Origin of the sequence: Trinickia symbiotica, from assembly GCF_002934455.1 — a bacterium.
GTDB lineage: Bacteria > Pseudomonadota > Gammaproteobacteria > Burkholderiales > Burkholderiaceae > Trinickia > Trinickia symbiotica.
The window spans coordinates 151,788-173,206 of record NZ_PTIR01000002.1; the positions used below are offsets into that span (position 1 = coordinate 151,788).

A 21,419-nucleotide genomic window follows, 5' to 3' on the forward strand; every position below is an offset into this window, starting at 1 on the left:
CCAGTTTCGGACAAGCCGATCGTTTTAGTTGTTTTCGACCGTTTAATCAGTATGCTTTCCGTCGAGTAATCGGCGGCAACTGCGGTGCACCGGTCCCCGCAGAGCTAAAACAGTCAATGGCTAAGCAGGTCTAATCATGCGGTTCGTTCGGTTAATTGCCGCGGTCGCAGCTTACGCGGCGTTATCTTTTAGCACGCTGTCATCCGCGGCGCCCGACTCAGCACGTTCGTTCATCGATCTGGACGACACCACCGCCGTCGACTCGCCAGGTGTCGCGCACGCTTTCGAGCGCGGTGCCCAGCAACTCGGCACGCGCGGGCCATGCGGCGGCGCCGCCTACGTCTTCGACAGTTCACGTCCGGTCACGCTTGACGTCGGCTACTCGTCATATCGCATCTTTAACCCATCGACGAACGCCTACGATCAGGTCAAGCTGCGGGCCTACAATGGTTGCCCGATGGGGCCCACAATCAGCGTCGAGCCGGGGAAGACGCTCAAGCTGCGGCTCAACAACGCGTTGCCGCCCGAATCGGCCGACACGTGTCCGCCCGATGCCGCGCACGACACGCCGCATTGCTTCAACACGGTGAACGTTCACATGCACGGCATGCACGTATCGCCATCGGGGAGCAGCGACAACGTATTCGTCAGTGTGCCACCGGGCGATTCGGCCAACTACATCTATCCGATCCCGCGCAATCATCCGGCCGGCACGTTCTGGTACCACTCGCACCGGCATGGCTCGACGGCCATCGACGTCGCAAGCGGCATGGAAGGCGTGCTGATCGTCCGCGGTCACCGTACCGCCGCTCGGCGAGAGGCTAACGGCGGAATCGCCGATATCGATACGATCCTTCACGATGCCCGTTCTGGAAGGCCATTTCCCGAACACGTCTTTCTGTTCCAACAGATCGAATACGGCTGCTTTGCCGACGCGAACGCCGAGGCGCCGCTCGCCGATCCCGTCACCTACGAATGGGTCTGCCCGCGCGGCAGCGTCGGTGAGTTGCGAAACTACACGCACCAGTTGACCAATCTCGCCGATCCGCGCCCGGGTCACACGGGACAATTCAATTCCACATGGGCTATTTCCGGACGCTACACACAGATCAACGGCGTAGTGCAGCCGTACTTTCCCTCCGTACGCGGCTTTTTGCCGGCGGGTGAGATCCAGCGTTGGCGCCTCGTGCATGGGGGCAATCGCGACACGATCAACTTGAAAGTCGTGCGGGCGAATTTCGCGGCGCTCGGCCGCGCAGACAGCATCGCCCTGAGCGCGCAAGACGTCGACGCGGCAACGGATGCCGCCAGCGCGCTTTTGGCCAGCCGGCGCAGCCGAGCGGAAAGAGTGACCACGCTCGATCAACTCTGCAGTGGCGAAGTGGTAAAGCAAGTCGAAATCGCCGATGACGGCTTGACGCGCAACGCCATGGTCGAGAAAGACGTCGAGACGCTGAACCCCGGCTATCGCAGGGACGTGCTCATGGCATTTCCTGCGCCCGGCCTCTACTGCATGCTCGACGAAGCGGCCGACGCGGCTACGACAATCGACTTCCGGCCTGGCGCGGGGAACGTGAAAGACCGGCGCTTGCTCGCCCTCGTGCGCGTCGGCCCCGGCACGAACGTCCCGGCGTACGCGCCCGACGGCCTCGGGCATTCGAAGTACTGGCAATATGTCCGAAACCGCCTCGTCGACGCCAATCGCGATCTGCCCCCCGACGTTCTTGCGGACCTGCGCTCGCTCGACACGCACGTCTTCGCACCGGAAAAACCGCTTATCGGGCCGGTCAACAAGCAGGTATCGATACTGCTCGACGTCGGCTTCTCGAACGGCGCGTTGCGCTTCATGATGAACGGGCAGACCTATGACCCCGCACGCATCGACTACACAGCGACGCTCGGCACGACGGACGAATGGCGTCTGAAGGCCGGCGCGGGCGGCCACGTGTTTCACATCCACGTCAATCCGTTTGAGGTCGTCGACATCGTCAATCCGCGTGGCGTCACGATCTTCGACGCGAGCGGCAATTGCACGGCCGAGGAACTTGCCACCGGTGATCAGCAATATTGCGCGCTGCGCAATGTCTTCGTGGACACGATCTTTGTGAAGGCTGGCTATACGGTCGTCATGCGCACGCACTACAAGGACTTCACTGGCGAATTCGTCATGCACTGCCATATCCTCGATCACGAGGACGCGGGGATGATGCAGAACGTCGAAATCGTCACGCCGACAACGGCCTTCATCTCGGGCGTCTCCCAGATGTTCTCCACCGCAAAAGCGGGTATCGATGCGTTCATGGACGGCCTGCGTTATGGCACGCGGCGCTCGAGCCAACTCGCGCTTGCCGCACCGATATGTCGGGCCGGAAACGTCCAGGCCGTTGCAGTGAAGTGACGGCGTCGCGAGTACATGCGAAAGGCCCCGAGATAGCTCCCAGCTCTGCGACATGGAACTGCCGCAATACAGTTGCTACTGTCCAGCGACCCAAAAAAGATGCAACAGCGTGTTACGCCAAGGCAAGCGAAGACCGATGAAAACCCTTGTAATTCATGTGGTTAAGCGGAAAGACGTACACGATGGACCCTGCTTATACGCCGAACGTTTTAAGAATCGCTTAAGTCAGCTTGCGCACCATCGTCGGACGAATTCCGAGACTCATTCCGAGGATGGAGAGCCGCCCTCATGCCGAACACGAACGAACAAGCCATGTCGACGACCGTCTCTGTGAAGCCGCGCACCATCTTGCGCCGCATCCTGAGCCATCACGAGATCGCGACGCTCTTGCTGTTGCTGCACTCGCCGATCGATGTGTCGGCGAAACCTGAAATTCCGATGCTGCAGGAAGCCGGATTGATCGAGCAGGTCGGCACGGCCGACGGCGCGGCCCGCTTCCAACTGACTCCCGACGGCACCGCCGTCCTGCGCGGACTCGGCGTGAGCTGATCCGACGCCCCCCTCGTCTTTCTCGTCGACAGCTATAACTAAGAAGCGCAGCCACGCGCGACTGACGAAGACAGAGACAAATAGGAGACGAGGATGACAGGCTCGGCACGCTTTCTGGCCGCACGCGACCTTTTGCTGCGGTACCGCATGGACTACGAGCGCGCCTATCGGGAGTTCGCATGGCCGGAACTCGACGCGTTCAATTGGGCGCTCGACTACTTCGACGTCATGGCGCGCGGCAACGACGCGCCCGCGCTATGGATCGTTGCCGGCAGCGGCCAGCATCAGAAGTTTTCGTTCGCTCAGATGTCCGAGCGTTCGTCGCGAATCGCCAACTACCTGCGCGGCCTCGGCGTGCGTCGCGGCGACCGCGTCTTCCTGATGCTGCCCAACCGCGTCGAACTATGGGACACCATGCTCGCCGCGATGAAGCTCGGCGCCGTCCTGTTGCCGGCGGCGATGCAGTTGACGGCTGGCGACGTCCGCGAACGCGTGCGGACGGCCGAGCCGCGATTCGCGATCGCCGATGCCGCCGAGCAGGCCAAGTTCGATGGACTCGACGCCGCACTCGTGAAGATCGCGGTCGGCTCCGGCGACTCCATTGCCGCAGGCTGCCCCAAAGGCTGGCTCGACTTCAACGACGGCTACGATGCGCCGGCCGAATTCGAGCCGGACGGCACGACCAACGCAAAAGATCCGTTGTTGCTCTACTTCACGTCCGGGACGACGTCGAATCCGAAACTCGTTGCGCACACGCATCAAAGCTATCCGGTCGGACACCTGTCGACGATGTACTGGCTCGGCCTGCAGCCCGGCGACATCCATTGGAACATCAGTTCGTCGGGCTGGGCGAAGCACGCATGGAGCTGCTTTTTTGCGCCGTGGAACGCCGGGGCCTGCATCTTCGTGCTCAACTTCGCGCGATTCGACGCTCGGCAGGCACTCGAGGCCGTCGTAAGCCACCGCGTCACGACGATGTGCGCGCCGCCCACCGTCTGGCGCATGCTGGTACAGGAACCGCTTGCGAGCTACGACGTCGAATTGCGCGAAATCGCCAGCGCGGGCGAGCCGCTCAATCCCGAGATCATCGAGCGCGTCAAGAACGCTTGGCAAGTCGCGATCCGCGACGGCTATGGCCAGACAGAGACGACCTGCGTGATCGGCAACCCGCCCGGCCAGTCGATCGTGCCCGGCTCGATGGGAAGACCGATGCCCGGCTATCGCGTCACGCTCATCGACCCCGACGGCAAGCCCGCGGACGAAGGAGAGATCGCGCTGATGCTCGACGCGTCCGGCGGGCGCGATTCAGGCGCGCCGCTCGGCCTGATGGCAGGCTATGCAAACAACGCGGAGGCCACGCGTCACGTCATGCGCGACGCGCTCTACCGAACCTCCGATATCGGCATGCGGCGCGACGATGGCTATTACGTCTATGTCGGCCGGGCCGACGATGTGTTCAAGTCGTCCGACTACCGGTTGAGCCCATTCGAGCTCGAAAGCGTCCTCATCGAACACGAGGCAATCGCCGAAGCGGCCGTCGTGCCGAGCCCCGATCCACTGAGACTATCGGTGCCAAAAGCCTACGTTATGCTGCGGCACGGCTTCACTTACGGCCCGGAGCTCGTGGAAAGCGTCTTTCGTTTCTCGCGCGAGCGGCTCGCACCGTACAAGCGAATCCGCCGCATCGAGCTTTACGAATTGCCGAAGACGATTTCCGGCAAAATTCGCCGCGTCGAGCTGCGTCGTCGAGAGGCCGAGCGCGGCGATGCACCGGTGCGTCTGCCCGGCGAGTACTGGGACGAAGACTTTCCGGAACGTCGCTGAGTGACCCGAACTTTCGTCAGGCGGACGCGATCAGCCCCATCGCGATCGCCTTGACGACGGCTTGCACCTTGTTGGTCGCATTGAGCTTCAGCAGTACGTTGTTGACGTGAAAGTTCACCGTGCGCTCGGAGATGCTGAGGATTTTCCCGATTTCGCACGCCGTTTTGCCTTCGCCCGTCCAACGCAGCACTTCCGATTCGCGAGGGGTGAGCTCGACGAGCGCCTCGGGCGCGAGCTTCGGCACGAGAAACTCGCTCATCAGCGCATGCGAAAGATTGGCGAGCCAGTTCGCTCTCAACGTCAGCAGGTCTATCTCAGGACCCCTGAGCGGTTCGGCGGAGCGCGCCATCGTCAGCAGCCCGTAGACGCCGTGCGCGGCCCAGCTCGAATGTGCGACCCCGACACGCAAACCGAAGTCGCGCGCGTCCGTCCATAGTCGCGGTGCGTTCGAGGTGGCCTCTGGCCATAGGATGAGTCCTGCGCTGTTCATCCCTTCGCGCACGGTCGGGTCCACCTCGATGAAATGACTATCCTGATAGTGCTTCATCCACCCGGCCGGGTAGGTATCGAATATCGCCACGGCAGGGTTCGACACGGGCAGCGGGACCCGGATTCCGTAGCAGCAGTACTCGAAGCCCAGTTTCCTGGCGACGCCCGCGATTCTCTCGAAGAGTTGGCGCTCGTCTTTCGCTTCGCGCAACTGCTCATAGCTCTCATTCCAGCCTGACGGCTCCATCATTTCCCCGCACAACACACAACACGTACTTACAACACAAAGCTGTCATAGTTAGCAGGTCTCACGGCGACGTTCAACTGCTACAGTCGCAGCATGAGACAAACTTCCGCCTGGCTAGACAGCCCGTCTCGCGACGGTTACGTCCGCCTCCCCGAAGGGGCGGTCGAATCCTTGCAGCTTCGCCACGTCAAGTCGGCTATCGACGACGAATTGCTCGATGAGTTGCGGGCCGACGGCATCGATGCGGCCAGTGCCGGGTACACCGAATGGCATCGGCCACACCTTCCCGGAAGCGCCTACGTGACGGTAGGCTGGGACTGGTATCTCGATCGTCCATCTTGCGCCCTGCTGATCGCCTGGGGCGATGTGCGAAGCAACATTATGTGTATCGATCGAAACGGGGTCGATGTCGGTATGACGTGCACGGCCCGTCTGCTCCTTCGTCGGCTCGCTCGGCTCAATTGGCCGAACTGCGTGGCGCGCACGGCGCGCATCCTGGCGTCCGAGTTCGACGTCGTGCATCGCACGCTGCAGTGACGCGAGTGCGGCACCAATTTCGGTTCACCCCAATCCTCAGTCTTCTATCAACTGTTTCCTTACAGGACTCATTTATAAGCATATAGACGCCGCTTTTCAATCTCAATACGAAATGTTGTCACTAGCGTAGGAGCGATTGTCGGCTCCTGGCGCGGGGTGTTGTTCGCCCTCGATGCCCTGTCAACGTTGACAGTTACCGGTCCTCGGGGTGCGCGCTGTAATGCGCTCATCCAAAGAAATGCCATACGAGGACCCCATGCTGCTTACTTCCGTTCACGGCGAGGGCCGCCTGTCCGACGACGTCGATGCCGCTCTTGCGCAATATCGGCACCAAGTATTCGTCGAGCAGTTGGGCTGGGATCTTCCGCTCGCCGACAGCCGCTCCGAGCGCGATCAGTACGACCGGGCCGATACGGTTTATGTCGTGGCGCGCGACGAATCCGACACCATTTGCGGCTGTGCTCGACTCCTGCCCACTACCCGTCCCTATTTGTTGCGAGACGTTTTCCCTTTTCTGTTGGCCCCGGATATGCCGGCACCCGAAGCACCCGATGTTTGGGAATTGTCTCGTTTCGCCGCGAGTCCCGAGACAGCGCGCGACGAAAGCGCCTCTTGGGCGGTGCGGCCCATGCTCGCTTCGGTCGTCGAATGCGCCGCGCAACTCGGCGCCCGGCAACTGATCGGCGTGACGTTCGCGAGCATGGAACGCCTGTTTCGGCGGATCGGCGTCCATGCGCACCGAGCCGGCCCGGCGCAGCGGATCGACGGCCGTATGGTCGTCGCGTGCTGGATCGATATCGACGGCCAAACCTTGGACGCGTTGGGACTTCGCGCTGGACTTGCGAGCCGGAACGTCTGACAATTGGCATGGAATCGTACCGTTCGTCGGACAATTCATGACGCCCAATGTCCCGTGGCCGGCCAAGCCGCCCACTCTTCGTGCAACGATTGACGCATGCGGGCTCGGCCATGAGTCGGCCCCCGAGGGGGACGTCTTGTCGTCGCTCGGCGCGTTAGCCGCGGCCTGGCAAATCGACCTGCCACCACGGCCGGCAGTCTCCGCTGCGCGCTTGATCGCCCCGCGACGGCATTCGGCGTATGCACTGTTCGACCGCTGGCTCATGAGATCGATGCCGCCCGACGCGACCGCGCGCCTCGGCGCCCTTGCGCAAGCCACCGTGGGCGCTCGCCTCGAGCTGATTGTCTTGCGGGGACGGTCGCAATTCGACATCGTGCAGGAGATTGCGGCGCCGCTGTGGCCCGAGATGTTGGCGGCGTGGGCCGGACTCGCCGATCAGCAGCGTCGCCGGCTCCATCACCTGCGCCGCACGCTCGAAGTCGTACGCGATCCCGGCCAATTGACGCCGCGGCGGCTGGCGGACCTGATATCGGCACTCGATGAACTTCGCAGAATCTTCGCTGACGTCTATCGTTATCCGCGTTATACGCGTGCCGTTCCGAACCTCTTCGCCGCGCTCGAAACGCGCTGGGAGCCCGAGCTGGGCACGATCGAAGACGAGATCGTGTTCGCGGCGATGCAGTTGCTCGTCATAGGGAGCGAGCCGAGCGCATCCCTGATTGGTCCGCTCGTCGACATGGCCATGCAGCGGCCGAAGCTACTTGCGCAGCTGCGCGCCAACCCGTCTCGCGTCGCGGCGTTCGTCGAAGAGAAACAAGCCAACTTCACGCAGCGCCGCAACGCCCCTCGCGAAACCGCGGATAGCGGGCTCGCGTTCGAGTTCGTCGGGCGCCAACTCGCAAAAGCGCAAGCGGTCGCCGTGCTGCGCGCGTTGCTTTGCATGCCGATCGAAATCGAAGCGAAGAAGAGAAGTGCCTCGTGGCATACACGTTCCGACGGCACGCGACAGCTCGACCATCTCGAGCTGCGGTTTATCGCATAGGGCAAAACCGATAGCTTCTGCGAATTAGAAGTAAACGGCGCGGTAATCCCGCGTCGAGAAGGAGAAATATCGTGCAGCCCCTTTGCACTCCTCTTGCGGTAGCCTCTGAATTCAGTTTTTCCGCTTGTATGCGCATCGCGGTCGAGTATGCGGATATTGCGCAACGAATGACCGTCGTTCGGCTCGATCGCCACGGTCTCACCGCGAACATTGCCGACGATGCCGCTTTGCCGCAGCTCGGGCTGCCGCGAGCGGCCCGCGTGCTCTGCGCCGGTGAAACGTTGTGCGAGCTGCGGCTTGTTCCCCGCGCGCTCGTGCGTGCAGGCGGACGGTCGCTCGAATTGACGATGCAGCCATCGCGCATCGACGATGATCTGTCGTTTTGGCAAGCCCTCTACGCACGCCGGCATCTTTATCCGGATGTGCCGGCGCGTGGGCACCAGGCCGACGATCGGCCGAACCGATCCGGCGAAGCATGGCGTTTGGCGCAGCGGGAAATCAGCTCAGCCGAGTCCGCCAGCGTGGGGACATGCAGCCACGCGGCGTTCAAGCTGCCGACCGCCAATGAAGCACTTTTCTTTTCCGAGTGGCTCGAATTTCACTTTGCCGAACTGGCCGCGCATGCACGAGCCATGGCGTCGTCGTCCAATTTGCTCGAACTCGACCGGCGACGGACGGATGCGACAGTCAATGTCGCGTTCACCTATCGATACAGCCGCAATGCCGTGGGCCGGGCGACCGATGAGCTTTGCGCACGAATCGCGCAAGAAGCGGAGCAGTGTTTCGGCGTTTGCTCCAGGTATGAGCTCCTCAACGAGCAGAAGGACGTGGCGCTGCCGGACGGGCGTCTACGCTCCGTGCCGAGCGCGTGGCAGCCGGGACGTCATTCGAACTGACGGTCATTGTTGCCCCGTCGCACCCGACGCTTCGTGCTTCATGCCCATTGCCCCGCCCTTCTTCTGAGGCGTGTGCTTCACGTTGCCCTTCTTCATCGGGTGTTTTGCCATGGTGCCACTCGCCATCTCCGAGTCGGACATCGTGCCGCTCGCCTCTTGGGCGAATGCATACGAGATCCCGAGGGTGAGCACAATGCCGACCGCCGCGATTGCCTTCTTACTCATGAATTGCCTCCAATCAGGATCCCCCGAACCAGTTGTACCCCTGGTCGCTCCAATAGCCGCCCGGGAACGTATTCGTCACGAAGATTTCCATGATGTGTTTGGGATTCTTGTAGCCGAGCTTCGTCGGTATGCGCAGCTTCATTGGGAAGCCATACTTCGGCGGCAGGGTCTCGCCGTCATATTGAAATGCAAGCAGCGTTTGTGGATGGAGCGCCGTCGGCATATCGATGCTCTCGTAGTAGTCGTCGGCGCACTTGAAACCGACATATTTTGCGCTCGTGTCCGCACCCACGCGGCGTAGGAAGTCCGCGAATGGCGTGCCGCCCCAGTGCCCGATTGCGCTCCATCCCTCGACGCAGATGTGCCGCGTGATTTGCTCGGCATGGGGCAACGCGTAAAGCTCCGGCAGGCTCCATATGCGCTTTCCGCTGACAAGCCCGCTCAATTTCAGCTGGAAGCTGTTGGGGTCGACCTCGGGTACATCCTCGATACCGTAATACGCGTTGAACGGGAACGGACGTGTCAGCTCTGGTTCGCTATAGGTTGGCGCAAGCCGCTTTGCGTCGAATAACCATGCCTGAACGCGATCGTTCATGCGCGAGACGCTCATGAGGAATGCGTTGACCGATTTGTCGTCTGTGAGCGAGCACCCGGTCAGCATCAGCAGGCCGCCGAGGGATAGGACGCGTTTACCAAATTCGCGCCGCGAAGGCAGGGCCAACTCACGACGCGCGTCGGCAAGGATCGTCTTCGAATCGAGCGAAAATGCTCGATGCTCGGGATGAACAGGAATTCGAGACCGTTTCACTGATGCCTCCGTTCGGCGCCTCGGGACGGAACACGCTTTATCGGCCGCGCAGCATTGCTATCAGCGAGCGTGGCACCAATGCAGCCATCACAATATGAACGATGAGAAACAAAGCCAGGAAGGACATCGCGCAAAAATGCACGATGCGTGCGGAGTCGTAGCCGCCCATGATGTCGCGCAACAACGGGAACTGCACCGACTTCCAGATCGCGAGGCCTGAAAGCACGAGCACGATCAGGTCCGCAATGGCGGCAACATAGGCGACCCGCTGCACGGCGTTGTATTGCGAGAGATCGGCATGCGAGAGTGCGCCCTTGAATGCCAGTGCAACGTCACGCCAGACGGCGCGGGGCGACAGCGGGAAGAACTTGGAGAAGAGACGCCCCGTCGCAATCCCGAGCATAAGGTAGATGATGCCGTTCGCCACCAGCAGCCACATCGCCGCGAAGTGCCACTGCAACGCTCCGGCCAGCCAGCCGCCGAGCGTGATCGACATCGGGAACGCAAACCCCGAAAAGATCGGCGACGCATCGTAGATTTGCCATCCCGAGAGCATCATGACGATCGCCGTGATCGCATTCAGCCAATGCGTGATGCGGACCCAAAGCGGGTGCACGAGCGCGGGGCGTCGTACGGGCGCCCGGTGCGGCCCTTCACGTGCTTGCGAGGTTGCCATGGTGTGGCCCCCAATCGGATGGTTCAACGGTATGTCGGCAGACCGGTTTTGGCGGAAAGCGCGCTTTCAGCAGGCGGCACTAGACGGGGTCGCTGGGCCGTTCCGGCTTCCAAGTTAGGTTGGGCGGCGCGATACACGCGGCTTCTGCATGCTTCCGCTACACGATGTTATACGCGCCTTGTTCCGTTCCGGATGCGAGATTTCCACCTACGATCGAGAGGCTGGAAAAGAAAAAATTGTCCACTGTCTCTGGACCGTGGACGGACACCTTGGGCCGTGACGAACGACCGAATCCCTGCTACGTGGCGGCGATTACCGCCCCGCCAGCATGCGTTTGACGACGAGCGCGAGTGGAACGGTGAAGACGAAATGCGACATAAATCCGCCGATCACGATGTTCGGATCGAAATAGTTCGGGTGGTTGCTGGATGCAATGCTGATCAGCGTATGCATGACGATCCAAGCGAAGATCGCGTAGAACAACGCGACAAACGTCGCTTCATAACCGCGCCGGCGGAAGTACGGCCAAATGACTGCAAAGAGCACGCCCCACGCGAGCGCGAAGACGAAGTGAATTGCGGTACCCAGCAGATAAGCCCAGACGCCGAGCGCCTCTTGTACGTCCTTGCCGAAGACGAGTCCCGTCGCATTGCGTGGAATGCCGCCGAGCGGCATCAGATGCTGCGCCCCCACCCAGACGAGCGCCTCGTAGACCCAAATCAACATTGCCCCGGTCAGTCCGCCGGCCAGCCCGGCACGAACCGTCTGCCGAATACTCGATTGCATCGGCGCGCCGGAGCGCCTTTCATTGCCCATGTTGCTCGCGCCATAGTTGCCACCCATCGTCGTTCTCCTCTCATGTTTGATTTCCAGTCGCCGGTCGCACAAGCCTGCGGTCCTGGCGCTTCGAAACAATAGAAAAGAGAGGCGATCGCAGGACAGCGAGGGTAAACGTGAGCGGATCGGCTATGCCTTGCTCAGCGGACTACGAAATGGCGAGTGCGCGCGATCCGTCGATCGCGCAAAGACCTGTCGCGCAAAGCTCCGCGCGAGGCGCGCGATCGGCGAAAAGACATCGGCTGCCTCTCTATCCACGACTGCCCGATAAACGAAACAGATAGATCGAAAATCAAGTCGCAAGCATACGCGTCCGGTCGATCTGCAGCCTCCAGGTGGCTATACTCCTCTCACGCAGGCGGATGGTTGAAACACTGCGCTCACGCGTCAGGCCGCCCAGTACAGCACCGACGATCGCACCGACTCTCGTCACCGATGAACGAAAACGATGCTTTGAACCTCTCCCACCTGCACGCAGTGCACGTGATTGCTGAAACCGGCAGTGTCAGCCGGGCGGCGGTCGCGCTGTTTCGCGCGCAATCGGCCGTCACGAGGGCCGTACAGGAAACCGAAGCGGCGCTCAACGAGCGCTTGTTCGACCGCAAGCCCTCCGGCATGTTGCCGACGGGCGTATGCCGAGCCGTGCTTCAGCGCAGTGCCCGCGTGTTCGGGGAATTGGAGGATGTCGCGCGCTGGACGCGCGCACGCCGCGGGAGCCGGCATACGGCGGCGGAGCAGACCTTGCCGGCGTATTTGCTCAACACGCGGCGGCTGCAGCTATTCGTTACGCTCGCTCGGCACAAGCACATGCCTAGCGCGGCACGCGCCCTGGGCATCACGCAACCGGCCGTCAGCAGCGCCATCAAGATTCTCGAAAGCGGCGCGGGCATGCCCCTCTTTCATCGGAATCCGCGCGGTCTGCTGTTGACGAGCGAGGGCGAGACGTTCCTGTTGCACGTGCGTCGCGCATTGAACGAATTGCGTCACCTCTCGGATGACGTCGCCGCTTTGCGTGGTCACATTCAAGGCAGCGTGACCGTGGGCGCGTTGCCGCTCGGGCGTACGGTCATCCTGCCCGAGGCCATCGCCCGCGTCATCGAACGATATCCGGGCGTGCGCGTGGTGACGGACGAAAGCGCTTACGAGTCGCTCGTGGGGGGCCTTAGAGCGGGCGACGTCGACTTTATTCTCGGTGCGCTGAGGCCATACGATGCCCAAAGCGGACTCCAGAACGAAAAGCTGATGACGGAGGAGCTCGTCGTCTTGGCGCGTCGTGAACACCCGCTGGCGGCGCAGCGCGAGCTGACGGTCAAGCAATTGGCCGACATGCAATGGGTCTTACCGCGCAGGCAGTCGCCCGCGCGCGGCCTGTTCGAATCGATGTTCAAGCGCGCCAAGATCAGGCCGCCGACGCCAACAGTCGAAACGGCCGACCTGGCCGTGATTCGCGGCCTGCTGCTTCGCACCGATATGCTCGCCGTGACCTCGGCACAACAGCTGCACTACGAGCGGCAATCCGGCGAGATCGTGGCGCTCGATGCGCCGACCCGTCAGACGAGCCGCGACATCGGGCTGACGCTTCGCGCGGGCGGCGCTCCATCCCCGGCGGCTCGTGCGCTCATCGACGCGATACGGCTGTCGATCGGGGATGTCGCGCGAACGACGCGCGTGGTCCGCCGCTAGTGCCCCGTCCCGCACTATCGCATCGAACGGCGCTATCGCTTGCCGACTGGCTTATTCGTCGTCGTCCAGGTCAGGCAAAAGCCGGTCGATCACGTCCCGCCAAACAAAAGGCAACAATGCCGGATAGTGCATTTGGCGCGCGTCCATATCATCGACGAACCGATCCTGAAGGTGCGCGCATGCCTCGCTCATCCAGGGCTTGATGCCCGTGTCGCTGAGCGTTTTGCCGACTTCGCGCATTTCCTCGGCGCGCCGCCGGCCGTGCTCTGCGACACGGCTGATCAGATACCCGGGCAAATCCGGCGTCTCGCGCATCTTGTCGAAGGTCTCGCGTAGCGAAGCAAGCACGATCTCCTCGGCGCCATAGGCTCGCGCAGCGCTCAAGCACTCGACCGTCAGCGCTTCGATGCCCTTGATCATCACGCTGCGGCACATCTTGGCGGCCGATGCCACGCCGACCTTATCGGACACCGCGCGAGCGTTGAGACCAAGCGCCGACAACTGAGCGGCGACCTCCGCGGCGCGCCGGCCACCGAGCAGCATCGGTACCGACAAGCCGTACGGAGGAACAGGCGCCATCACAGCCGATTCGATGTAATCGCCGCCGGCATCCTCGATCAGCCGTTGCGCGCGCCGCTTCATCGCGGGCGAGACAGAGTTGATGTCGACATAGACTTGGCCGGCCGTCATGCATGTGGCGACCGCCTGCGCAACTTGCTCGTCCGAGGCGGCCGTGACGGCCGAGACGATCAGTCGCGCGCCCGAGATTGCATCGGCCACTGTCATGGCAGGACGCACTCCGAGGCGCTCGGCTTTCCCCCGCATCGCCGGCGCGGCGGCCGGATCGTCGAGCAATTGGTCGAACATAGCGACCGCGACGCCCTTCATGCTGAGCGCGGCGCCGAGGATACCGCCGGCTTCCCCAAAACCGATGAACGCAATCCGCTCGATCGAACTCATGACTTGATGGGCTCCATACCGTGATGCCGGATCACCGGCGCGGCCGCGGGCGATGCGAAAAATGCGAGCAGTCCTTTCGCGTCCACTTTTCGCGTCGATGCCGAGCACACCGCGGCCGAAAAGATCGTCATATGCTGCGCGCCCGGAGGAAGCGGCCCGACGACAGTGATGCCGGGCAGACGAATCAGTTCGCTCAGCTGCTGAAAGCCCACTTCGACTTCCCCCCGCGCGATGAGCGTGCCCACGGGTACGCCGGGCGGTGCCTGCACGAGACGGGCAGACATCGCTTCCACAACGCGGAGCCGTTCGAACAAGGCGAGGACATGCCTACCGCTTGGCCCCGTCGAATACCCGATGCGGTGGGCAGCGAGGAGCGTCTCGCGAAGCGCCGCCGCGGTCCCGATCTCGGGGCACCGCGCCCCCGCACGCACCGCCATCGCGATTCCTGAACGCGCCAAGTCGATGCGCCCGTCCGGTTCGATGCGTCCATTGGCCGATAGACGATCGATCGCATCGGCCGCGAGTATGACGACGTCAAATGGCTCGCCGTCGTTCGCACGTCGCGCCGCATCCACGCCCCCGACCGATTCGATCCGCACGCGCAGGCCTGAACGCCGCTCGTATTCGCTCGCGAGTTCGGCCAACAACTGACTCGTCGCCATCGACGAAATGCCGCTGATCGGCGCCGTTGCAATTGCATCGATACACATATCCACTGCCGCCTTCGTTTTCAATCGATGTAGCGCAGCCCGGCCTGACGCAACGGCTCCCGCATGCCATACATATCGAGGCCGAGCACGCCGGAGGCGAGCTTCGCGCGTTTCGCCGCCTCATTGGCCTCGCGGGCAGCGGCCTTTTCCAAAATCTGTCCTGCCATGTGCGAGGGCACCACGGCCACGCCGTCACCGTCCGCAACGACGACGTCGCCTGGATTGACGAGCGCCCCTGCGCAGATGACCGGAACGTTGACCGAACCGAGCGTCGCCTTGATCGTCCCTTTCGCCGAGATCGCTTTGCTCCAGACGGGGAATTTCATTTCTTCGAGCACGCGAACGTCGCGCACACCCGCGTCGATGATGAGCGCTCTTGCGCCCCGTGCTTGAAAGCTGGTCGCCAGCAGATCGCCGAAGTAGCCATCCGTGCATTCAGCCGTGACCGCCGCAACAACGATGTCGCCCGGCTGAATCTGCTCCGCGGCGACGTGCATCATCCAATTGTCGCCAGGCTGCAACAGCACGGTGACGGCAGTCCCGCACGCTTGTGCGTGCCGATAGGTCGGCCGCATATAGGGTTTGAGCAGCCCCGTGCGCCCCATGGCTTCGTGCACCGTCGCCGATCCGAAAGCGCCCAGTTGCTCGGCGATATTTTTGTCAGCCCGCGCGATATTGCGGTAGACCACGCCCAATTCGTACATCATCAATGTTCTCTCCGGTTGAGGGCTGCGTCGAGACGCGGATAGACGCGTCGCGCGTTGCCCTCGTAAATCTTGTAGCGGTCCTGGGCATCGATGTGCGCCGCCTCGATATAGCGTTTCGTATCGTCGAAATAGTGTCCCGTCCGCGGATCGATCCCCCGTACTGCACCGATCATCTCGCTCGCAAACAGGATGTTGTCCACCGGAATGACGCGCGTGAGTAGATCGATGCCAGGCTGGTGATAGACGCACGTGTCGAAAAACACGTTGCGTAGGAGGTGTTCCTCGAGCAGCGGCTTTTTCAGTTCCTGCGCGAGCCCGCGGAACCGTCCCCAGTGATAAGGCACCGCGCCGCCGCCGTGCGGTATGACAAAGCGCAACGTCGGAAAATCGCGGAACAAGTCCGAGGTCAGGCACTGCATGAATGCCGTGGTATCCGCGTTCAGATAGTGCGCGCCCGTCGTATGGAAGCACGCGTTACAGCTCGTGCTGACATGGATCATCGCCGGTACGTCGTACTCGACCATCTTCTCGTAGATCGGATACCAGTAGCGGTCCGACAACGGCGGGCTCGTCCAATGTCCCCCCGATGGGTCGGGATTCAAGTTCACGGCCACGCTGCCGTACTGCTCCACACACTTGACGAGTTCGGGGATGCAGGTGGCGATGTCCACGCCCGGACTTTGCGGCAGCATGGCCGCCGGCACGAATTGCTCCGGGAACAGCTGGCTCACGCGATAACAGAGCTCATTGCAGATCGCCGCCCAGGTGCTCGAAATTTGAAAATCCCCGATGTGATGCGCCATGAAACTGGCCCGAGGGCTGAAAACCGTCAGATCGATGCCGCGCTCTCGCATCAAGCGTAGTTGATTGGATTCGATCGATTCGCGCAGCGCATCGTCGTCGATTTTCAGGTCGGACACCCTTGGCATCTCGGACGGATTCGCGATTCCCGCGATCTGCCGGTTGCGCCACGCCTCTAACGCTTTCGGCGCGGTCGTGTAGTGGCCATGGATATCGATGATCATTGTTTCCCCTAACAGAAAGTCAATTGCCTTTCGTCACTCCGCGGCGCGCGGCTCATACATACCGCACGGAATGAATCGAAAGGCATGAACCGAGGCGTCCTGCCTGGCCCGTTCAATGCGCGGCATTGGGCTGAACTGTCGCCGCATCCTCGCTCGAACGTTGCGCCATCAGGATCGCGGTGGCGGCGAGGACCGCAGGCACAGCCAGCATCGAGAGGATCCCGACGAACTCCCATCCGAGCCCGAGCAGCGCCCCGCCGATCGCGGATCCGAAAATGCTGCCGAACCGCCCCATTCCGAGCATCCAGCTCACACCCGTCGCCCGCGCCGCCGTGGGATAGCGGCCCGGCGCGTAGGCGTTGAGGCCGGTCTGCGCGCCGCTCATGCAAAAGCCCGCGGCGAACACGAGCAGCGCCAGGGACGACGAAAGCGCCCCGATCCATGCCAAGCCCAGAACACAGACGCCTCCGCCCAAATACGCCGCGCTGATGACGGGCGCTGGTCGCACCTTGTCCATCAGCCAACCCACGGCGATTGCACCGATCGTGCCGCCAATCTGGAACATCGCCGTGACATTTGCCGCCGTCGTAACCGAGAGCCCCGCATCCTTGATGAGCGTCGGCAACCAACCGGTCAGCAGATAGATGACGAGCAGACCCATGAAATACGTCACCCAGAGCGCGATGGTCGTAAAGCCATAGCCGTGCGAAAAAAGAACGCCGATCGGCTTGCGCGTGGGCAACGGAGGTTCCGTCGAGACAAACACGTCATCGACCGAAAAACGCGCGCCGCACACCTTGCCCAGAAGCGCGCCGATGCGCTGGGGCGATGCACCGCGCACCGCCAGCAGACGCGCCGATTCCGGCAGGAGCCACCACTGCAGCGGAATCAACGTCAGCGGCAGCGCACCGCCGAACAGCAATACCGAGCGCCAGCCATGCAAGGGAATCAGCCAGCCCGCGACGAATCCAATCAGTGCCGAGCCCAGATTGAAGCCGGTGAACATCAGCGTGATCATCAGCGAACGCTTACGCTGCGGGGCGTACTCCGACAACAGCGTCGTCGTATTCGGCATCGCCGCGCCGAGACCGATACCGGTCAGCAAGCGCAACGCGGCCATGGCGGCCGGCGAGTGCACTTGAGCCGTCGCGATCGTGAACACGCCGAATAAGAACACCGATGCGATCAGTACGTTCTTGCGGCCGAAGCGATCGGCGCTCGGCCCCGCAACGAGCGAACCGATCACCAATCCAATGGGTGCAGCGCTCATCACCAAGCCGAACTCGGGCCGCGAAATGGCCCATTCGCGGATGATCGACGGCGCGATGAAACCCATAATTGCGACGTCCATGCCGTCGGCAATGACTACGAGGCAACAGAGCACAACGAGCAGCCATTGGTACGGCGCTATCGGCCGCTCGTCGATAAAAGATTTGATGTCGATTGATTTTCCACTGGTCATCGTCTGTCTCCTGTCTCTTCTCCTGGTCTGTCGGCGCACCGGTTGGCCGGTATCGATTTTTCAAGGTCGAACTGCTCCCCGCCGCGTCGAAACGCGACTGGTAAGCCGGTGCGGTGAAGTGCCTCTCGGCGCTGCTAGTGCGAGTCGCTTCGATCCCAATCGAGGTCGCCGGTGACCTTGCCCGCCACCGAGTACAGAGCGCCCGGCGCATTGCGTGTCTGTTGGAACGCTTCCAACGTCTCCCCGCGCATCGCCGCGTAGATATGAAGGTTTGAAACGCCCGTTACGGCGCCGAGTTTTTCGAGCACGAAGAAAATGGCACCGTAGTGCAGCAGCCCACCCCAATCGCGTCGGCGAATCAAGTCGCGCTCTTGCTGCGTCAATCCAGCGGCTTCGAAGCTGGCCTCCGGATCGCGCAGGAACGCTTCCCGATGACTGGGCTCCACCATTCGGTGCAAATAGCTGTTGATCCGAAATGCCTTGACCGCCACATCGATGGAGAACGGATACGTGCCATCGAGCTTGTCGACGCCTTCCAGTTGCTGCGCGATATGGTCGCGATGACGCTCGACGGCAGCCGGCCAGGCCTCGTCTTCCGCCCCTTCGTAGATCGCTGTGGCGATACCCGTCATCGACGGCAAGTAATAGCTGCGGTGTTTGCATACGACGTTGGCCGGCAACGCACCGCGCATCGTGAGCCACATGACGACTTCAGCGCCCTCGAAGCCGCCGAGCGTCGCGTATTCGGCGATCGTCATCTCAGCGAGCCGCTCGGGGTCACGTTCAAACAGGTCGAGAAAGCGATGGTCCCACTCGCTGTTGTTGAAGCCGGCGCGCTCGCCGTGCACTTGGTGCGACAACCCGCCCGTCGCGACGATGGCGACGCGTAGATCTTCCGGATAGCTTTCGATCGCGCGACGCAGTGCCTGCCCGAGCTTGTGGAAACGCCGCGCCGTCGGAATCGGAAGCTGCAGGACACCCATCTGCAGTGGGATCAGTTTGGTCGGCCACGCGTGTTCGTGCGGACACAGCATCGACAGCGGCGAAAAGCAACCATGATCCAGCGCCTTGTTCTGGAAGAACGACATGTCGAATTCGTCCGCCATCAGTGACCTGCCGATGTGCGCCGCCAGCGCAGGATGGCCTTCGATCGGCGGCAGCTCGCGCGCCCCGCCGCCTTCGTCGGCCACCTTCCACTGCGCCCCGACGCCGAGCGTGAAGGCGGAATAGTGATCGAAGAAGAACGAGGTCACATGATCGTTGTAGATCAACAGCAAGACGTCCGGCTGTTTTTCGGCGAGCCATGCGGCTACGGGTGCGAAGCTGGCGAAAATCGGCGCCCAGACGGGATCGTCGTGCTTGTTCCTGTCCAACGCAAATCCGATCGTGGGCGTATGCGACGCCGCGATGCCTCCGACAATTCGTGCCATTTCAGTGATCCTTGGTTACCCGCCCATGCCGGCGAATCATGGGTCCCAAGACTACACGCCACGCCCACCTGTTTGAACGTGCGGGTTAACCAGATTCGATCGCGCGAAGCCGTTGCGGAGTCAGCTTTTCGTCGCTGCGGCAGGGCTCACGATCGCCCGACGAGCCGCGCCGCATCGACATGGGGAGGATTGTTCGGCACGCGTATCGTTCGCGCGGGGCGGCGACTCTTACTGATAAGTTTTTTCGATAGCGACAAAATGAAGTCGCAACCTGCGGTCCTCCGTGCGTTTAGCTGACCCACTTTTCGTCGAGGCGGATCTGATCGCTTGGGGGAGGCACTATGCGAGCGCTGGCCATTTCCATTAGAATAGATACATTATGTAGATACTCGAAAATGGAGGGTCAGATGGACATCGCCAAAATCTTCCGACACGGCGGCTCACAGGCCGTGCGTCTGCCCAAGGACTTTCGGTTCGATACCACGGAGGTGCGGATCCGTCGGCACGGCGCCGCAGTCATCTTGGAACCCGTGCCGCAGGGCTGGGAGTGGCTGATGCCGCTCATTGGCCCTGTCGACGCTGACTTCGAGGCCGCAGCGACTACGCAGCCTGCCGATCAGGACCGTCCAGGGTTGGACTTCTTCAAATGAAGTACCTTCTGGACACCAACGCCGTGATCGCGACGCTCAAGGGCGAGCCGTCCGTGCTCGCGCGGTTGCGCACACATCTGCCGTCGGACTTCGGGCTACCGTCAATTGTCGCGCACGAGTTGTTTTACGGCGCCTATAAAAGTCAACGTGCCGCCCCGAACCTGGCGCGCATTGAAGCGTTGCAGTTTGAGGTGGTTGAGTTCGACGCCGAGGATGCGCAACACGCCGGTCAAATCCGCGCGCAATTGGCCGCCGCTGGTACGCCGATCGGCCCATATGATGTGCTGATCGCGGGACAAGCGCGTGCGCGCCAATTGGTGCTTGTCACGCACAACCTGCGAGAGTTCTCGCGAGTAGCAGGCTTGACGGTCGAAGATTGGCACGCCGACCTACCATGATGGGCTCGATCGGATGTCAAAAGCAGCAGTGTTTGAGGCGGTCCCACTCGCACGGCGTTTCGCCGTGGCCTCGATGAGACATTTACCGTCCAGGAGTACAACATGATTTTTGAAACGGCGCAGATCGAAGTCCTGCCCGGCCATGCGGCGGATTTCGAGGCGGGTGTCGCGCAAGCACTTCCCCTCTTTGCCCGCGCCCGAGGTTGCGGCGGCGCTGAGCTTCATCGCGTGATAGAGACCGAGAACCGATATGTCCTTCTCGTTCGCTGGGAAACCGTCGACGACCACCTGATCGGTTTTCGCCAATCCGAGGATTTTCAGACGTGGCGCCAACTCGTCGGCTCTCACTTTGCTCGACCGCCCGAGGTCTTTCATACCGAGACGACAGGCAAAAGCGCCGATCTTTCCCGTTGAGCCAAGATCGGGGAATGCACTGCAAGGAAAACGTAATGAGCGAATATTCCATCGTGCGCTGCACTTTCGATCGGCATGCCGATGTGATCCTGGACATCTTCAATGATGCCATCCTGAATTCAACCGCGCTCTATGAGTACAAGCCTCGGACCATGCAGACCATGGTCAGCTGGTTCGACGCCAAAGAAGCCGGCGACTTTCCAGTGATTGGCGTTGAAGACAGTGAGGGAAAACTGTTGGCCTTCGGCAGTTACGGCCCGTTTCGGCCATTCCCGGCCAACAAGTACACGGTGGAACATTCCGTCTACGTGCACAAGCACCATCGTGGTCGAGGATTGGGGCGCGTGGTGATGGAAGAAATTATCGCCGCGGCGCGGCGCAAGGACTTGCATGCGTTGATGGGCGGAATCGATTCGACGAATGCCGGAAGCATCGCGCTGCATGAACGACTTGGCTTCAAGCATGTGGGCACGCTACCCCAGATCGGCTTCAAGTTCGGCCGCTGGCTCGACATGGCGCTCTATCAGCTGCTGTTGGATACGCCCGCTCATCCAATCGACGGCTAGGCGAACAACCCGGCGGCCTTTGAGACT

Annotated in this window: 23 protein-coding genes; 12 read left to right on the forward strand and 11 right to left on the reverse strand. The window is 61.9% G+C overall.

Annotated features, from left to right (window positions below; all coding sequences use genetic code 11):
• The first annotated feature begins 136 nt into the window (after positions 1-136).
• From B0G57_RS04415 to B0G57_RS04425, 3 genes are all read left to right on the forward strand, one after another.
• Positions 137-2,398: a multicopper oxidase family protein gene (locus tag B0G57_RS04415; protein WP_018439513.1), complete on the forward strand. Its 2,262-nt coding sequence runs from the start codon at positions 137-139 to the stop codon at positions 2,396-2,398.
• Between the two features lie 288 nt (positions 2,399-2,686).
• Positions 2,687-2,947: a hypothetical protein gene (locus B0G57_RS04420; RefSeq protein WP_018439512.1), complete on the forward strand. Its 261-nt coding sequence runs from the start codon at positions 2,687-2,689 to the stop codon at positions 2,945-2,947.
• A gap of 93 nt (positions 2,948-3,040) precedes the next feature.
• On the forward strand, positions 3,041-4,771 hold the full coding sequence (locus B0G57_RS04425) for an AMP-binding protein (RefSeq protein WP_018439511.1): 1,731 nt from the start codon (positions 3,041-3,043) through the stop codon (positions 4,769-4,771).
• A 16-nt stretch (positions 4,772-4,787) separates the two neighbouring features.
• Here B0G57_RS04425 and B0G57_RS04430 read toward each other — a convergent pair whose 3' ends face one another.
• The gene (locus tag B0G57_RS04430; protein ID WP_026229465.1) at positions 4,788-5,507 is read right to left on the reverse strand and encodes an autoinducer binding domain-containing protein; all 720 of its coding nucleotides are present in this window, start codon (positions 5,505-5,507) and stop codon (positions 4,788-4,790) included.
• Between the two features lie 93 nt (positions 5,508-5,600).
• Between B0G57_RS04430 and B0G57_RS04435 the strand changes: the two genes are divergently transcribed.
• The 4 genes from B0G57_RS04435 (at position 5,601) to B0G57_RS04450 (ending at position 8,841) form a co-directional block, all read left to right on the forward strand.
• Complete coding sequence (locus tag B0G57_RS04435; protein WP_026229464.1) at positions 5,601-6,044, forward strand: DUF4902 domain-containing protein; 444 nt, start codon at positions 5,601-5,603, stop codon at positions 6,042-6,044.
• Between the two features lie 259 nt (positions 6,045-6,303).
• Positions 6,304-6,903 (forward strand): acyl-homoserine-lactone synthase, encoded by a 600-nt coding sequence (locus B0G57_RS04440; RefSeq protein ID WP_026229463.1) that lies wholly within the window; start codon positions 6,304-6,306, stop codon positions 6,901-6,903.
• Between the two features lie 37 nt (positions 6,904-6,940).
• Positions 6,941-7,945, forward strand: coding sequence for a cytochrome P450 family protein (locus B0G57_RS04445; RefSeq protein ID WP_026229462.1), 1,005 nt, complete (start codon positions 6,941-6,943; stop codon positions 7,943-7,945).
• Between the two features lie 167 nt (positions 7,946-8,112).
• Complete coding sequence (locus B0G57_RS04450) at positions 8,113-8,841, forward strand: hypothetical protein (RefSeq protein WP_146013310.1); 729 nt, start codon at positions 8,113-8,115, stop codon at positions 8,839-8,841.
• A 3-nt stretch (positions 8,842-8,844) separates the two neighbouring features.
• Here B0G57_RS04450 and B0G57_RS04455 read toward each other — a convergent pair whose 3' ends face one another.
• The 4 genes from B0G57_RS04455 to B0G57_RS04470 all read right to left on the reverse strand — a co-directional run bounded on the left by B0G57_RS04455 (position 8,845) and on the right by B0G57_RS04470 (position 11,366).
• Positions 8,845-9,066, reverse strand: coding sequence for a hypothetical protein (locus B0G57_RS04455; protein WP_018439506.1), 222 nt, complete (start codon positions 9,064-9,066; stop codon positions 8,845-8,847).
• Positions 9,067-9,079: 13 nt separating this feature from the next.
• Entirely contained in the window at positions 9,080-9,874 is a 795-nt protein-coding gene (locus tag B0G57_RS04460) for a molybdopterin-dependent oxidoreductase (protein WP_020566058.1), read from the reverse strand.
• 37 nt (positions 9,875-9,911) lie between these two features.
• Positions 9,912-10,550 carry a cytochrome b/b6 domain-containing protein gene (locus tag B0G57_RS04465; protein WP_018439504.1) on the reverse strand — a complete coding sequence of 213 codons (639 nt, stop codon included), beginning with the start codon at positions 10,548-10,550 and terminating at the stop codon, positions 9,912-9,914.
• Positions 10,551-10,862: 312 nt separating this feature from the next.
• Positions 10,863-11,366: a hypothetical protein gene (locus B0G57_RS04470; protein ID WP_035468347.1), complete on the reverse strand. Its 504-nt coding sequence runs from the start codon at positions 11,364-11,366 to the stop codon at positions 10,863-10,865.
• A 456-nt stretch (positions 11,367-11,822) separates the two neighbouring features.
• On the opposite strand from B0G57_RS04470, the gene B0G57_RS04475 reads away from it, so the two are divergent.
• A complete protein-coding gene (locus tag B0G57_RS04475; protein WP_018439501.1) occupies positions 11,823-13,070 on the forward strand; it encodes a LysR family transcriptional regulator in 1,248 nt (415 codons plus the stop codon).
• Between the two features lie 51 nt (positions 13,071-13,121).
• Here B0G57_RS04475 and B0G57_RS04480 read toward each other — a convergent pair whose 3' ends face one another.
• From B0G57_RS04480 to B0G57_RS04505, 6 genes are all read right to left on the reverse strand, one after another.
• Entirely contained in the window at positions 13,122-14,030 is a 909-nt protein-coding gene (locus B0G57_RS04480) for a DUF1932 domain-containing protein (protein WP_018439500.1), read from the reverse strand.
• A complete protein-coding gene (locus B0G57_RS04485) occupies positions 14,027-14,740 on the reverse strand; it encodes a substrate-binding domain-containing protein (protein WP_018439499.1) in 714 nt (237 codons plus the stop codon). The genes B0G57_RS04480 and B0G57_RS04485 overlap by 4 nt, the downstream gene beginning before the upstream one ends.
• 20 nt (positions 14,741-14,760) lie before the next feature.
• Positions 14,761-15,444 carry a 4-carboxy-4-hydroxy-2-oxoadipate aldolase/oxaloacetate decarboxylase gene (gene ligK / locus B0G57_RS04490; RefSeq protein ID WP_026229460.1) on the reverse strand — a complete coding sequence of 228 codons (684 nt, stop codon included), beginning with the start codon at positions 15,442-15,444 and terminating at the stop codon, positions 14,761-14,763.
• Between the two features lie 2 nt (positions 15,445-15,446).
• A complete protein-coding gene (locus B0G57_RS04495) occupies positions 15,447-16,472 on the reverse strand; it encodes an amidohydrolase family protein (protein WP_018439497.1) in 1,026 nt (341 codons plus the stop codon).
• 112 nt (positions 16,473-16,584) lie between these two features.
• Entirely contained in the window at positions 16,585-17,934 is a 1,350-nt protein-coding gene (locus B0G57_RS04500; RefSeq protein ID WP_018439496.1) for an MFS transporter, read from the reverse strand.
• A 134-nt stretch (positions 17,935-18,068) separates the two neighbouring features.
• On the reverse strand, positions 18,069-19,364 hold the full coding sequence (locus tag B0G57_RS04505) for a gallate dioxygenase (protein WP_018439495.1): 1,296 nt from the start codon (positions 19,362-19,364) through the stop codon (positions 18,069-18,071).
• A 407-nt stretch (positions 19,365-19,771) separates the two neighbouring features.
• Between B0G57_RS04505 and B0G57_RS04510 the strand changes: the two genes are divergently transcribed.
• The 4 genes from B0G57_RS04510 to B0G57_RS04525 all read left to right on the forward strand — a co-directional run bounded on the left by B0G57_RS04510 (position 19,772) and on the right by B0G57_RS04525 (position 21,392).
• A complete protein-coding gene (locus B0G57_RS04510) occupies positions 19,772-20,014 on the forward strand; it encodes an antitoxin (RefSeq protein ID WP_026229459.1) in 243 nt (80 codons plus the stop codon).
• Complete coding sequence (locus B0G57_RS04515) at positions 20,011-20,412, forward strand: type II toxin-antitoxin system VapC family toxin (protein WP_018439492.1); 402 nt, start codon at positions 20,011-20,013, stop codon at positions 20,410-20,412. Before B0G57_RS04510 ends, B0G57_RS04515 begins: the two co-directional genes overlap by 4 nt.
• A 102-nt stretch (positions 20,413-20,514) precedes the next feature.
• Positions 20,515-20,826, forward strand: coding sequence for an antibiotic biosynthesis monooxygenase family protein (locus B0G57_RS04520; protein WP_018439491.1), 312 nt, complete (start codon positions 20,515-20,517; stop codon positions 20,824-20,826).
• Positions 20,827-20,861: 35 nt separating this feature from the next.
• Positions 20,862-21,392, forward strand: a complete 531-nt coding sequence (locus B0G57_RS04525) for a GNAT family N-acetyltransferase (protein ID WP_020566057.1) — start codon at positions 20,862-20,864, stop codon at positions 21,390-21,392.
• The last annotated feature ends 27 nt before the right edge of the window (positions 21,393-21,419 follow it).